Consider the following 14,749-nt stretch of genomic DNA (forward strand, 5'->3'; position numbering starts at 1 on the left):
GTAACCGTCCTGCTTTTTTTATCTTGGTACCTTTTAAAGTAAGTATGCAAAACACAATACCTACGCCGGAATACCTATCAATAGTAATCACCTTACAAACTTCATTCTTAAAATGGGTACACAGCCATAAATTGGTAGACGGCCCTGAAAGTATTCAGTTCTGGAAGGACAAGCCCGATATTCAGAAATTTAACTTCGGGGGACTTGATGGATGCCAATTTAAAACACCGGAACAGGTTAATTCTTTTATTGTAGCATTTGACAAGGTAATGGAGCGCCATGAAATAGATAGGAAGCATCGTTATCCTTTATGGTACATGTTGATGTTTATGGAGAGCAGTTACGAACGTCAAAGCATGAGTAATAACATCCATAATCACCTACACGAATACGCGAATTTTCTATTGAATGTTATAGCATATGCTAATGAGCAAATTGAACTATTTGAAAAGAACCCCTCATACATTAAACTTGACGATACATTAACTGGGGAATTCTTTTTCGCTAAAAGATCATTGGCGGACACTATGCCTTTAGATGAACTCATAGAACATATCCCTTATGATAATAAGCTATTAGAGGTTGTTAGATTCTTTCGAATAAAGGTTTTCGACAAGGAGTTATATTTCCCACAGGATGTTACTTTATCCATCACATCCACTGACTATCAAAAGTTATTGACCACTAAAAACGACCACAATGTATCGCTATTAGAGTTTCCAACAAACCTGACTTATCAAACCTTGACCTTTACTATTCAGACTATGCTTGACGCCCATAAACGTGCAAACACACCATTTTATCGTGAGATTATTGCTAAAAATACAAGCTGGCACCATTTAATTGAGTCTAACTCCAACCAAAAGAAGCATCACTTAAGTCACAGGGTTTCACTTGCAAGGGTAGGTACACTTGTTACAGACTACTTCAATGAATACAACGTAACCAAGGTTAAACGTAAAGTTGGGCTGTTTCTCTTTGATTACTTTGCGTTATTCCGTGCTTTTAAACTTCCAGGCACTGTTTCCTATCCAGAAGATCACCGATTGCTCCGATCATTTTATATTGAACAAGGTATGAAAGAGGATTACATGCTATATCTTATGAAGGAACTAGGGGGAAAGTAGTTTTAGCTCAATTCTATCATCTCGAATTAATTTTGCTGATAATAAGCAAGTTAAAGACTATTTTTATATCACTCTTGTCATTCCTTTTTCCCCATACAGTCTTTTGGCGAATGTTTAAATTACTTATAAAGTTGCATTCGTCACAAGGTGCCGAACCAACGGAAAAAATCACTTATTATACCAATGATGACGAGGAGGTAATATCATGAAAACTGTTACTCCATTAACAGGAAAATCCCTCTTGTCTCAATTGATTAATGCTGACAGGCCAGTTTTAACGGCAAAAAAGTTCCTTGGTAAAGAACAGGAACCAGGCTACTTTAAATCCGAAGAATTAATAACCTTCCTTCAGTCGTATCGTAAACGAGAGATAGGGGGCTTAAAAACAGTCGTCTTAGGTATGAAAGAAGGACTGCGAGTCGGAGGTACTATCGAAGTTCGTGAAGACAAAGGCGGTCGTGAATACGTCTACGTAACCATGCTGCGAGTGAACTCGAGTACTGGTGGTAAGTTCATTTACGAAGCCGGAATGATCAAGTTTTTACATGACTATCTGGATGGGAAGTTCATCGCTGGTTTCACTCTCGAGGAATTGGTAGAAGAAGCAAAGCAAGTCTAACGTGATTTTAGCTGGTGGCATTTCAGCCACCAGTTTTTAACTAACAACATTATTTGATAATCCTACGGAGAGCATTCCGCTCATTGTAAGGAAAACTATTTACATTATGACGACTACAAAAACTGAAATCATCATCTCGATAGGTCAATACATCAGCCATCTAAACGAATTTAAAACTAATGGTATACCAAGCAATTCTATCGTTCATAAAGAGATTACCGGGTGCGGCATAACAAGGTTTGAGATTGAATGCCAATTACATAACAGTATTATAATACTTCCTAACGTACCTGTAATCAAAGACAAGGTCAAGAAACACAATAAAGACAATCCCAATAATTTGATTCTGGGTGTTCACAAAGGTGTGGATGTAAGCGATATTAAGCTCTATCTGATCAATAAAAAAGCACCGGTAAAGAAAATATTGACAACACCTGAAGGTTTTATCTTTAAAGTTCTAAAGGCTTTTAAAGATGACCTTACAACATTACGTTCTCATTATTTCCTCTTATATGACGAATGCGAAAGGATAGTAACCGATATTTCATACCGGGGCACGATTGCTGCACCAATAGATGAGTTACTAAAATTTACAAATAAAGCCTTGGTATCGGCTACAACGACTCCCTTTAGCGATGAACGCTTAGCAAACTTTAATCAGATTATCATTAAGCCTGATTATGAATATAGTAAGTCACTTAGATTGATAAGCACAAACAACGTTGTTAGTTCACTGAAGAAGTGTATAAATGAATTACAAAGCAAGCGGATATTCATCTTTTATAACTCAACCAATGGAATAGCTGCTATGGCTAAGACTTTGGACATAGTTAATGAAAGTAAAGCCTTCTGCTCAACTGACAGCGTGTATAATTTGAAAGTCAACGGTTACCCCAACGCCGATAGCGAGCTTGACGTTAACGATCTCGCAAAGTACAATTTTCTTACCAGCCGTTATTACTCCGCATTCGATATTAAACTCGAAGAGAAGCCTGATGTTATCATTTTAACCGATATATACTATGCAGGTCATAGCATCGTGGATCCAGCAATTGATGTTATACAGATTGCTGGGAGATTTAGGAATGGTTTAAACAGCTTAACTCATATCTCAAACTACAAATCAACATTAGAAGTGAAAACTCCAGAAGAAGCTTTAATGTATCTGGAGGGATGTTTAGACACCTATGATTTCATAGCCCATGAAATGACGAAGTCTAAAAATCAAGGGGCTGTCAACAGTTTAAAATGGTTTTTGAAGGAGTCTCCACATGCGAGCTTTTATGTAGATGGCAAACGTAATACCTTTATGATCGATAACGATTTGCACCAAGAGAAGGTGCTAAATTATTATGTTAGCGGGGATAAGCTTCATGGAGCTTACGAAGCAATACCAAAACACTTTACGGTTGAGCGAATCGAGGAAGAATATTTAGTAGGCGATGGTGATTTCCATACACTTAACAAACTTGATGACGCAGAATCACGCAACCAGGAAGCAGCGCGCTTACTTGACCGATATATCAACAAACCCGGACAGTTTAAATTTTTCCTATTCGACAATGGTGATGAACGCAAGCTACTTAGTAATAAATATCCTTATGCTGCTAAGGCAGTGCAATTATGGGGTTACGAAAACCTAAAAGAAATAGGCTTCACTACAACGCAGTTGAAGAAGGCTATTAAAAAGGCGAGGGAAGTAAACGAGTTGCATCGACTATCGGACTACATATATAAGGTGATACCCGAGAATGTTACTTGGCCTGAAAGCGAAGTTGCCGGAAAGATTGAGCAATGCTACACAGAGGCAAAGACACATTTCAAAGTCTACGCATCCGAAATTAAAAAGTATTTCCTTAGTAGGCGAACAACAGATGGCGGTACTAATGCATATGTCATTAAACACAGACTAAACCCTCAACCAATTCAAATAAAGTAAGTTTTTAAGTTCTATATAGGAAGTCAAATTTTTGAATTAGATCGATTGAGCAATTCATAATCTATCAATTATTTTGTTTTATACAGGTCGTCAGATCTGTGAATTGAAAGATGCTCGAACGGGCATCTTTTCTTATTTTAATGACTATACCCCAACCCTTACTTTATAAGGGTTCCCTTATAAAATAATTAGAGTGACTTATTGACCTCACAATCCCCCCCTCCAAAAACGTGCCCTACCATTCAAAATCATGATACCCCTCAGTATAGCGGAATAAAGCTTCAAACAATTAGTCAATCTCACAGGAATTTTGCGTATGAAGCGACCAGATTACCCGCTTAGATAACCGCCTCCCTGGTTGCTGACTTAACAAACGATTTGTTTTGGAGAGTTTGCGCTCTATGCCTCTCTTGAAACCTTAAAAATCCTGTCCTGCGAACGAGTTTCTGTTTGGCCGTCAATCATGTTCCATGAATGCTGCCACCGGTTTCAAGGATGCCTTAAGCCCAATCTTCAAAACACACCCATCAATACACTTAACCCAACAAACCATGAATGCAACTAATCAAACCATCGATGCAGCTAAACCTCTTTGGGAGATAGCGCAATCAAAAGAAAACACTAACCGTAAGCAAAAACTGAACAACAGAATCACTAGGCGGGAATATTTCTCAGCCCTTGAACGCATTAAAGAACTCTGCAAGCCTTTAGAAGGATGGGCTTTCGAGCGTGACTATACCATTCACCCAAGTGACAAAGCAACTCCAATACATTGCTTCTTGAATAACGAAATCTATTGGCACCTCACCTGCGATGAGCAATACAACTTTACAATCCTTTACAACGTTGCTGATGATAAATTGCAAACGGAGGTTAACTGTCTTATCTATCTTATGTCTAAAAGCACACGTTGGCAACCATCCACAGAACTTGACGTGCCTACGCTATTCAAGCGTTGCAAACGTATACAGCCAAATAAATATTTCAGTATTCTAAAGTAAACTCCATAACCTATTACCTCAAAGCCTGGTGCATAAGCATCGGGCTTTGTCATTTAAACAAAACTCTTATGAAAGAATTAAAAGAAATTCAACATGTTGGGCCTATTCTGGAAGCTCATTTTCCTCTCTCTCGGCCACGAGGTAAACGATGGAAGACAGCCCAAACCAGAGGCTCAAATCCTGCCCAGGCACGCCAAAATGAATGCACCGAGTTTGCCTATCACGAAGTCCTTAACCTCGTTAAAATGAATTATATGCAGGCAGGCGAAGTCTACTTTGAAAAGGATTTCAAACACGATAAGGACCCCAAAAACTTTTTGGCTATGCACAGTTTTCTATCTCTAACATTTTACTGGAGGCTTGACTGCGCGGCCTACTACGACTACGAAATTGAATTTGCTTTTCATGAATGTCCATTTGAGGAAGAGGTTAGGAAGCTATTCAGAGCATTTCCTCTTGAACGTCAAGCGAAAGAGAAAGTATTGCAACCTAACTTCAAGATGTTCTATAGGCTTTGCATTGAGATGATGGACCCAAAGTTCATTTTCTGTTTTAAAAGGTAACTATTCGAGTTGCCTCATTAAGTTTTTTCAATCCAGGCTTAATCAACTTGGCATTTTCATTTAACCCTATCTCTAAACCACTAAACTATATGAAACCATTAAACACTAACCTCGAATTGCGCCCTTATAATAAGGCCGTTCAAAAGGCTTTTAACCAAATTCTTAACGAAGCCAAAGCGATGCTGTCAAAGATTGAACGCCGTGAATTGCGTTGCACGCTGTTTCGGGAGATAAAACCGGCGATAAGGAACATGCCTGTCTACGAGTTCATTAACCCGCTCTTCTATTTGAAGCTATCTTGTGAGAACGACGAGCGCTTTGCTATTCATTACGGGTTCGAATGTGGTAATGCTGGTCATGAGTTCAGCAATCAAACAGCTTTATTTACAAGGGCAATCTACCGATTTACAGCCAAAGAACACACTGAAATAGATATTGAGGACTGTGTGCAAACTGATTGGTTGATTACTGAATGCTCAGCGTTGTTTGAATACAAAGAGGACAGCGCTAATTACCAGTTTGCCCTTTTAAAGCAGGAGCCAGGTGTTAAAAAGCGAAAAGCTTTAAAAGTTGCATAGTCTCATTAACGTTTGTTACCTTCGTTTACCAAACGGAGGTAACTATAAACAACAACATCTATTACATATAATTAAGGTATAAAGCGTTAAGCTTTGTTTGTTCAGCGACAAAAGGAAACCTAGGAAATTTCAATACACGGTCAGAACAAATGAGTTAGACGCCCACGCGAAAAGCGTAGGGCGAAAACTTGTTTGTGGCCGTGTGGGCTCTCCTAGGTGCCTCTTAAGCTCAGACTAAGTTCAGTCCTGCGCTTTCGTGTTTACTAACCTACCGATAAAGGACTGATCGGTTCTTAAATCACAATGAAACTACTTATTATCGCTTCATTTTTTCTTATTTCCACAACTAGCATCTGTACTGCACAACGCATTTTTAAATTCAATATTGACCAGACTGACTATCTTATTAAAGAACAGGACTTAAACACCGCTTTTGGCAATGCCTTTAACGTGATGGTACAAAAAGGCTGGACGGACCCGAAGTACTTCAGCCTGTGGACACAAAGCTTCAATGATTGGAAAGACCATATCGTATTAGGTACTATGAACTTCGTAACCTATGGTGATAGAGTTGGAGGATGCTCCTTTAGAGGACCTGAAATTCCAATTCAATATCTCGGATGGGAAAAGCCTGGTAAAAACGGTTCAGGAAATCCCAATAAGGAAAAAAACATCGCGAAACGAATGGGGATGCTCAGAGACGCACTTAGCACACAGCTTATCTATGCGTTCACAAAGAAAGTAATTGTTAACTAACCCAAATTCTCAATCGATATGAGTAAAAAAATTGTCATCCTTGTTGTTATATGTTTGTTTGTAAAACTGGCATACGGCCAGGTCCAATATACCGTTAATCAGGTAGCATACGGTACACTCACGGCTCAGTCGGAACCCAAGATTGGCGAGTTTAAAAGCATAAAATTATTCAAAGCAAATCTATTCAGCAATGCCCTTACATTCGATGAAGGGTTCGACGGAGCGGGTAATACATATTATAAGTTTGTAAGGAAGATTTATACTGGCGACGAAAGCAAGCAACGATGGAATGCATTAGACCGCTACAACCGGGCTGTTGAAATTACTATCAAAGACTACAATAGTTACTCGCTAATAGCCATCAAAGATATTGACACAAACAAACTTACTGTTTACAAAACGCTGTAGATAAGCTGCGCAACTCGCTGCGCTCGTTGCTTAGTTACAAGAGCTTACCAACGTAGGAAAGGCTCTTGTAACGAACATATTCATGGTCGACTTTTATGAAGCTCTATTTTTATTAGACTGTTATTAATTAAATTGAAAATTATCAAGTCATTGAACTAGCCATTTCAACGAGTGCATTGGCCCATAAACCACTACATAATTATCAATCCAAAGCGCCGTTTGGTATCCAAGATCTATTTGCCTATTGTGACCATCGAAGTGGATAGCATTATAAGGTATAAAAAGTGAGATTTTTAAATTGTTCACCCCATCAACAGGAATTGTAGAAATTGGTGAATACGTTGCAATATTACCCTTGATGTCTGCATAAAAAAAATTTGAACTTCTAATAGGGTAACCTTTGTTGTTCGCTAACATGAAGATACTCATTGACATATAGAAATGATGGCCGGGATTAGTATAGATACTTATATCATCCGAAACGAGTAATCCCTGATCACCATTCACGAATGAATTAGTATTGACATATTCCTTTTTTATAAAATATTTTTCACTAAAAACCGTACGTCTGTCGTTAACATTAGTTTTTTCCTCTTCAAAATCTTTCCAATCTGAGTCCTTAGCGATGTAACATTCTCTTGTCGCAATTTTGAATTGCGGATAGGAAATCCAACAATAGCCGGAATTAGCCCATCGCGTTCCCCATGAATTGATAATTTTGTAAGCATTCATATAATCATCATAACCTATAATTACAACGGCATGGGCACTTCTTTGATTGTCTTCGTAATGATCCCAAACGTATTTTCCTCGCTTTAAACCTAGTCGACCGTTAATAAATGCTCCATCGACACTCAATCCCACGACGATTGGAAAGCCAGCATTAAGTTGAGCTTTAATATTTATTTCATCGTTCACATCTATCTTCTCTATAGATTGACTTCGATATTTTAAAGCATCGTTTAATATTTCCTTTGAGGGTTGAGACACAAAATTTTTCTCATCATATGGCATTTCTGACCAAGGAACGTCTCCAGTTTTAATCAACAAATTTAATGCGCTAGGCAATGAAATTCCTCCGTCATAACCATTGTTTAGTTGGTTATAAATAAAAGATGGGCTGAATACTTTATCTGCGTTTACGACAACCGAACCGTCGTTTAATGTTTGAAAATAGTTACCTTTGCGTTTAACAAATACCTCATAACTCTTAAGAGCATATCCAACAGCCCACGCAGCACAAGAATTCTGACTACCTTGATTGCCTGGTGGAGGCATTTTATTAGATAAATCAACGGAATTTGGCAAAAATTTTCCTGAATAAGGAACTCCAGCATCAGTGATCATTCGCACTTCTTCAGGAGTTGCGAATTTCAAACCAGTACCATTTATTTGCGCGTATGCATTTTGCTTACTTGAAACTACAAAAGTTATAATCAAGACTAGGCCAAGCTTTAGGTTGTACATATTTTAAAGACAAAAAAATACATGAAAAAATATTTATATATCAGTTATAAAGATAACCCGACAAAAAGACTTGTCAAAGTGGATGTGGATTTGCAAACATTATTCACATTCCCTTGGCTCCTTCTCTCTTGGTGCTTACAGGGAAGAAGCCAAGGAATGTTCATGCCTATCGCTTGGTTAGGCCAACGCTCAGGTCCAAAGGCGTTCGTGACTTCTAAGTGCTACATAACAGCTCGCCAAGCTTCGTTTCGGTGTTAGTCCGCTTGCAGCCGACTAAACGCTCACTGCTTCTAAACCCTTACTTTAAAAGGGAACATTTTTAATTCATAGCCTTTACACTTATACCCATCATTTTAAAAATGTACTCCTTTAAGCCATCGCACAGAAGCAGCCTGTCATGCTGTTTGAGAGCACAAAGTCGTCACTCACATTCGCTTTCCCTGCGTTTACATTAGAGTCGCTTTTGCTGCGCTCTCACTTGGTCTGTCGACCAGGTGAAGCTTGCAACGCTCTTCAAATTTAAACTCAGTCGCTCATCTTGTCCGGCGAGCCTACGCCGACGAAAAACGCTGCTCGATTGGCATGTTCATTGCATTTACAATGCTCTCGCATTGTGCAATGCCAACGCCAATCGTTTGTCGCAGATACTCAGCAGTCGGCTGGCGCCTCTCCCTGCCGAGACGTTTTTCGTTGCTCGCAGCCAACTCTGTTTCACGTTGTTGGCTTTGTACGGCTCGTTATATAAATAATACCTATATTCGAATTAATAACAACCTTTCACATGAAACTGTTAATAGTGTTAATTCTGTTCTTGATTTTGGCTATTGGTGCTTACATAGTAAACAAAAGACTCGTTAGGTATAAACGCATGCTAGCGTTCGCTATAGAGTATCAAAACAAATTTATTCTATTAGCTAACAACTATTGCTCATCTTATGACAGATGGGATAGTCACGGACAAGTTAATCAGGAAATTTATATCTGGCTAACTAAGAACGTTAATCAAATCCAATCTGACCTAGGATATCAAGGCATGATGACTTATGTAGGGCCTTGGCAAAGGTACAGGGTTGATAACTATCAAATATTGATAAACACATTGCCAAAGTTCAGGAACAATCAAATCGCTGATTTTGATATACATGCATCTGATGACGCTTTGCTGCGACACATTGGTGTAACCGAAGATTCTATTACTTTCTTGAAGAAGGACCTGCGTAATCCCATTATTTGGTTTAGAGAAGGCTTTAAACAGTTGTTAGGATTTCCTGTATATCTTTTAAACTGGTTTGGAATATTAAGCGATTCGGCAACTCACAAAGTTATTAGGAATGTTATCTTTAAGTTTATAGCTGGCATTGGAGCATTGGTTACGTTTGTTAGCGGGCTCGTTACCATAATTCAAGGCAAAGAACAAGCTTTATCCCTACTTAATAACATGTTAAAATTGGTACATATCAAATAAATGATCGAAGAGAAGGCTTGGGAATTAGAATGCCAGCGCACACTTTGATGGTGCCGGCGTCCCCCTTCGGTAGCTTTAAACGGCTTGTTAATGTGTAAACGTCAATTTAAAATTCAAACTTTAATAGTGATAATGAATAGCAGTAATCAATTGGTTCAAGAATTCTTACCCAATGGTTTACCACCCAAGCTTTATAAATTCTCTCAAGTTAACAGCTTTCTACATCAAAGTCTAAGCAAAAATTACTTGTGGCATTCAAGGCGAGCCGATTTTAACGACCCTTATGATTGCTATTCTAGGCTCCTGAAGTATGAACCAAGTCGGGAACAACTAATTGAATACGCAAGGCGAACGCTCCTGCCAGGTGAATCACTTTCCGAAATCACAAGTTACATGGTTAACAATCCTGAAATAATTGTTGAAGCGTACCTGAAAACAGCAGATAAGGTCATCGGTGATATGGGAATATGTTGTTTCACAACAAACTGCAATAACATATTAATGTGGTCACACTATGCTCATAATCATAAAGGCGTGTGTTTGGTATTTAACCCATATAAAGACATCAATTCTTTTTTAGTAGCCAAGGTTAGATACCTAAATGAATTCCGTCCCATTAACTATTTTGACGACCCAACAACAAATGCAATGATAATGTACACGACGAAATCGAAGGATTGGGAGTACGAAGAGGAATATCGGTTGGTAAACGCGAGTAATGGAGCGGTGTTTTACGACAAGCAAGCATTAATAGAAATTATATTCGGATGTAAATGTAGTCAAGCCGATATGCTTGCAGTAATCAGTTCTGTTGCTTCCTCAGGTCATAATGATATTACCTACTTAAAAGCTGAAATGCAAGAGGAAAGTTTTAGTTTGTCCTTCAGAACATCACCTTGGCTAAATGCGTGATTTTTGGAACAATATTCCACGCATGGGTGGTGATTGTGTTCGTTGGTACTCAGTCAGTCACCCACATTGTTGAATTGATAAACATTATTAAAACAACCAGGAAAGTTAACCTGATTTTCATAATTGTGATTTAGTTCATAAATCTAACAACAGAGATCGTCATTTGCAAATGATGGTATATGATACTAAATTAGCTCACTAACTAATCCTTAAACATGAAATGTCCGCATTGCTTAGTCGAATTTCACGCAACCGCAATTATAAAGCCATTAGATAACGATGCAGATGGCCCTTGGTATATAGAACGATATCTCTGTGCTAATCCTGGGTGTTTAAAAAACATTCTTTACTTAAAAAACGGGAGTCATCGTTATATCCATGGTAATGGGACGTGGGATCTTGGAAACGTCGCTTCATCAAGACTTATTTATCCTAAGAGTTCGTCACGGCCGCCGGTTCCGATTGAAGTAACCGACTACATTGCTCAAGATTATCTTGAAGCCTGCCTCGTAATGAATGATAGCCCAAAAGCCAGCGCAGCATTAAGTCGACGATGCCTACAAAATCTTCTACTGGATCAAGCAGGTGTGAGCAAAGGAGATTTATCAAAGCAAATTCAAACTGTAATAGATTCGGGGAAACTACCGTCTCATTTGGCTGAAGACATTGACGCGATAAGGAACATTGGAAACTTTGCAGCTCATCCGAACAAGAGTATTAGTACCGGTGAAATATTGGAGGTTGAGCCTCATGAAGCAGAATGGAACTTGGAGGTGTTAGAGGCGCTTTTTGATTTCTTTTACGTGGTTCCTGAACGTGCTAGAGCGAGAAAAGCTGCGTTAAATGCTAAGTTATCAGATTCAGGTAAACCACCAATGAAGTAGGATTAATGACTCAAAAAAAGAATAGAGTCCCAATCCCGGACGATGTTGCCGCCGAAATATTATTTCTCTCCAATAGGACGTGTTGCATTTGTACTATACCGGGAAAGCCAATACAGATACATCACATCGACGAGAATCCAGGCAATAACGATTTAGACAACTTAGCGGTACTTTGTCTTGATTGTCATAATGATACAATGCTCAACGGTGGCTTTGGGCGAAAGCTTAATTCTTCTCAAATCAAGTTATTTAAGTTAGAGTGGTTAAAAAGAGTTCAAGGGCGCAAAAAAGAAGCAGATTATACAGCATCTATTAAAACTGTGGTAGAATCCCTGCCCATTCAGGAATACGTTGACTACAAAGGACAGAATAAGTTAGATATTCTTGTCAAGTATTTAAACAACATCGTAGTGATACATAAAGCACAGCAAGTAATTGCAAACACAAAATGGGAGGCTGATACAACTTTAGCGATGAAGCAAAGGAGCTATCATATGATTGATTTTTATGAGGAAGTGTTAAGAGAACTTGCTACGTTTTATCCTCCAAATCACTTTACAGTAAGTCCTTCTCGATACTTTAGCGAACTCACATCGTCAAGGTATTCTTTGCATTGGTTAATTTCTGAGCCATATGGTGCTGGTACTGGAGGAACTATTGTAGGTGTTACAAGTGCCGCCTCAGTTAAACACGACCTTAAATTGTTAGTTGAAAGTATTGGGTGGAGTCTAATATATCGATTTCAGCTTGAGGGAGTCAATCCGAAATGGAGTGAACAATGGTTAGAAACAGAATAACCTTACAATTCTGTCCACAAAGTTAGCTACGCCATCAGCATATAGTCCAGCGTCGCTTCAAGGTGGAATCACGCAAATGGGTATCCTTCCAGGAGCCTCCGCATTTGCTTTGCTCTCCACCTTGCCTTAATGCGTCTGTTCAGCAGTTCGTCAGCTTGAATTTCATTTTGCTATTCTTTTGGCTACCCTGAAGTTTGCATTAAAATTGCACTTATCTTTATTTATAAATAAACAGATGACATTAGTAGCAATATGGTATAATTCGGAGCGCTCCAACGACGAACAGATTTGGGCAGCGGCTGATACTTCAATCTCAAACGTTGAGACGACCTTACAGGGACATGAATTTCATACTACGCTGACGGAATTTGGTTCGAAGGTTTTGGAACTGCCAGTTGTTTGTAAACTACTTCCGAATATTACCCAGGAAGTTTATTTCCGAACGTCCTTAGGTTTTGCATTTGCGGGAAGTAGCCTAGTTGGGCTTAACTGTTATTCAACATTAGCATCACTATTATCAAGTCTTGGCAGTCCCCAAAAGATTAAAGCAATTCCGGATTATAAATCTATTCTAAAAAAGGCAACTGAAATTCTATCGCTTTACAGCGCTTCTGTAAGAGGCCTAGCAGAAACAGCAATATATGGATTTTGTCCTCAATCAAACGAGCCTTTTATAGCCAAGATAAGCGCCACACTGGTTGACGACAAATACGTTTATACGGCACAGGAACATTTGATAACTGAGAATTTGAGTTGTTGTTGCCTTGGGTCAGAAACTGGCAATAAGAGACTATTGGAACTTATTGACATGGAAACAGCCACTACTTCGAAGATAAATAGATTTAAATACTGGCGTATTCCTGCGGTTGCGCTCAATTCAATCGTTCAGTCAAATTTGTTTCCCACAATTGGTGGTGGTTTACAATTCGGTGTTGCTGGTAGAGGCTACTATGAATATCTGCATAATGTCGTAAGGATTGATGGTGAACCACGAGCCGTACATCGTAACATTGATTTAAGCTATGAAGGTATCCCTACGATTGGCGATTGTCGAATAGCGATCAATGGTCTAATATTATAATGGCCCAATTTGAACCTTAGAACTGATAGTGGTATAGTTCAGATTATCTACGCTTTGGTGATAAATCCACACCGGCTACAGCGTTAAAAACTACGATAGTCGATGGCTTTCACAAGCCCTATTATATTAAGTTTACAGAGCCTGAGCTGAGCTATATTTAGCTAGAGCCTAATGAGGTCTCTAAGCCTAAGCCAGCATACACTAATCCGTTTGAACCTGTTAAAGCGTCATAACCGATCAATGGTATGCAGGGTTCACTATTTTAGAACTACAGGCAATTAAAGGTCGTCAAAGTGTGGTAAAAACAGGTTGTTTAATGTCGTATATTTACTTAAAATAAATATTATGAGTCTACTCAATATAGAAACAATGCTAAGTCCACAAGCCAGTTACACAGACCTTGCAGGTAAGGCTGCACTAGCTTGGGAAGTTGATGAACATTCTGCGCTAATAGATATTGCAAAGAAATGTAACATCGACACACAAACTTATGAACCCATTGGAATAAGATTATCGCTTTCAGGTCAAGGGTTCAGTCTGAACCTTTACCTTGCAAAACGAACGCGGGAACCTAGCGGAAAGAGGCGAGTGAAAAGTGTTCTTACTAATATGACGCACAATGATTTCTACCAATTCGCGCAGAACTTAAATATCGCTTTATTTAACCCTTACGAAGAGTATGATAAGCTCTATGAATATGAAGGTGAAGATAATTTAAGTGAAGTGATTCTATCTTAGAAAGAATGAAACGCTAGGCTTGCTCAGCCTGGCGTTTGACTATACTGGCTTACTAAATCAACCCATAAGTAATTAAACCATCACAATGGAAACTCTATCGCAACGTGATAAGCTGATGAATGAAGAACTGAAGACTATAGTCGAAATAGAATCTTTACAGCACGACATCGATCTCTATAATGGAGACTTAGGAAAGATAAGAAAGCATCTCTCTGACTTGGATAACGGACTAAACGATAACGCTTGGGATTCATATGTTAAGGAGATACAGCATTAATTAAGGTGGCCGCAATAATCAATCAGCTAACATATTAACCAATCTTATTGCTCACAAAACTGTAACCCCTCCTAAAAACCGGACTGTGTAAAGGACGAAAAGTCTTAACTTTAAACAGTCAAAGGATGAAGAACTCT

Annotated in this window: 15 protein-coding genes; 14 read left to right on the forward strand and 1 reads right to left on the reverse strand. The window is 38.8% G+C overall.

Features of this window, described 5'->3' with window-relative positions:
- Positions 1 to 44: 44 nt before the first annotated feature.
- The 8 genes from Q3W13_RS17545 to Q3W13_RS17580 all read left to right on the forward strand — a co-directional run bounded on the left by Q3W13_RS17545 (position 45) and on the right by Q3W13_RS17580 (position 6,991).
- On the forward strand, positions 45 to 1,127 hold the full coding sequence (locus Q3W13_RS17545; protein ID WP_302865963.1) for a hypothetical protein: 1,083 nt from the start codon (positions 45 to 47) through the stop codon (positions 1,125 to 1,127).
- A 205-nt stretch (positions 1,128 to 1,332) separates the two neighbouring features.
- Positions 1,333 to 1,746 (forward strand): hypothetical protein, encoded by a 414-nt coding sequence (locus tag Q3W13_RS17550; protein ID WP_302865964.1) that lies wholly within the window; start codon positions 1,333 to 1,335, stop codon positions 1,744 to 1,746.
- A gap of 106 nt (positions 1,747 to 1,852) precedes the next feature.
- The gene (locus Q3W13_RS17555; protein ID WP_302865966.1) at positions 1,853 to 3,685 is read left to right on the forward strand and encodes a hypothetical protein; all 1,833 of its coding nucleotides are present in this window, start codon (positions 1,853 to 1,855) and stop codon (positions 3,683 to 3,685) included.
- Positions 3,686 to 4,155: 470 nt separating this feature from the next.
- A complete protein-coding gene (locus tag Q3W13_RS17560) occupies positions 4,156 to 4,686 on the forward strand; it encodes a hypothetical protein (protein WP_302865969.1) in 531 nt (176 codons plus the stop codon).
- Between the two features lie 68 nt (positions 4,687 to 4,754).
- The gene (locus tag Q3W13_RS17565; RefSeq protein WP_302865971.1) at positions 4,755 to 5,249 is read left to right on the forward strand and encodes a hypothetical protein; all 495 of its coding nucleotides are present in this window, start codon (positions 4,755 to 4,757) and stop codon (positions 5,247 to 5,249) included.
- A gap of 89 nt (positions 5,250 to 5,338) precedes the next feature.
- The gene (locus tag Q3W13_RS17570) at positions 5,339 to 5,827 is read left to right on the forward strand and encodes a hypothetical protein (RefSeq protein ID WP_302865973.1); all 489 of its coding nucleotides are present in this window, start codon (positions 5,339 to 5,341) and stop codon (positions 5,825 to 5,827) included.
- Positions 5,828 to 6,130: 303 nt separating this feature from the next.
- Complete coding sequence (locus tag Q3W13_RS17575; RefSeq protein WP_302865974.1) at positions 6,131 to 6,583, forward strand: hypothetical protein; 453 nt, start codon at positions 6,131 to 6,133, stop codon at positions 6,581 to 6,583.
- A gap of 18 nt (positions 6,584 to 6,601) precedes the next feature.
- A complete protein-coding gene (locus Q3W13_RS17580; protein ID WP_302865976.1) occupies positions 6,602 to 6,991 on the forward strand; it encodes a hypothetical protein in 390 nt (129 codons plus the stop codon).
- Positions 6,992 to 7,138: 147 nt separating this feature from the next.
- Here Q3W13_RS17580 and Q3W13_RS17585 read toward each other — a convergent pair whose 3' ends face one another.
- Positions 7,139 to 8,458, reverse strand: coding sequence for a C1 family peptidase (locus Q3W13_RS17585; RefSeq protein ID WP_302865978.1), 1,320 nt, complete (start codon positions 8,456 to 8,458; stop codon positions 7,139 to 7,141).
- Positions 8,459 to 9,239: 781 nt separating this feature from the next.
- On the opposite strand from Q3W13_RS17585, the gene Q3W13_RS17590 reads away from it, so the two are divergent.
- The 6 genes from Q3W13_RS17590 (at position 9,240) to Q3W13_RS17615 (ending at position 14,335) form a co-directional block, all read left to right on the forward strand.
- On the forward strand, positions 9,240 to 9,923 hold the full coding sequence (locus Q3W13_RS17590) for a hypothetical protein (protein ID WP_302865979.1): 684 nt from the start codon (positions 9,240 to 9,242) through the stop codon (positions 9,921 to 9,923).
- A gap of 132 nt (positions 9,924 to 10,055) precedes the next feature.
- Complete coding sequence (locus tag Q3W13_RS17595) at positions 10,056 to 10,835, forward strand: DUF2971 domain-containing protein (RefSeq protein WP_302865980.1); 780 nt, start codon at positions 10,056 to 10,058, stop codon at positions 10,833 to 10,835.
- A 215-nt stretch (positions 10,836 to 11,050) separates the two neighbouring features.
- On the forward strand, positions 11,051 to 11,719 hold the full coding sequence (locus tag Q3W13_RS17600; protein WP_302865983.1) for a DUF4145 domain-containing protein: 669 nt from the start codon (positions 11,051 to 11,053) through the stop codon (positions 11,717 to 11,719).
- A 5-nt stretch (positions 11,720 to 11,724) separates the two neighbouring features.
- Positions 11,725 to 12,516: a hypothetical protein gene (locus Q3W13_RS17605; RefSeq protein WP_302865986.1), complete on the forward strand. Its 792-nt coding sequence runs from the start codon at positions 11,725 to 11,727 to the stop codon at positions 12,514 to 12,516.
- 235 nt (positions 12,517 to 12,751) lie between these two features.
- The gene (locus tag Q3W13_RS17610) at positions 12,752 to 13,597 is read left to right on the forward strand and encodes a hypothetical protein (protein ID WP_302865988.1); all 846 of its coding nucleotides are present in this window, start codon (positions 12,752 to 12,754) and stop codon (positions 13,595 to 13,597) included.
- 345 nt (positions 13,598 to 13,942) lie between these two features.
- Positions 13,943 to 14,335, forward strand: a complete 393-nt coding sequence (locus tag Q3W13_RS17615; protein WP_302865989.1) for a hypothetical protein — start codon at positions 13,943 to 13,945, stop codon at positions 14,333 to 14,335.
- The last annotated feature ends 414 nt before the right edge of the window (positions 14,336 to 14,749 follow it).

Origin of the sequence: Mucilaginibacter sp. L3T2-6 (assembly GCF_030519355.1) — a bacterium.
Taxonomy (GTDB): domain Bacteria; phylum Bacteroidota; class Bacteroidia; order Sphingobacteriales; family Sphingobacteriaceae; genus Mucilaginibacter.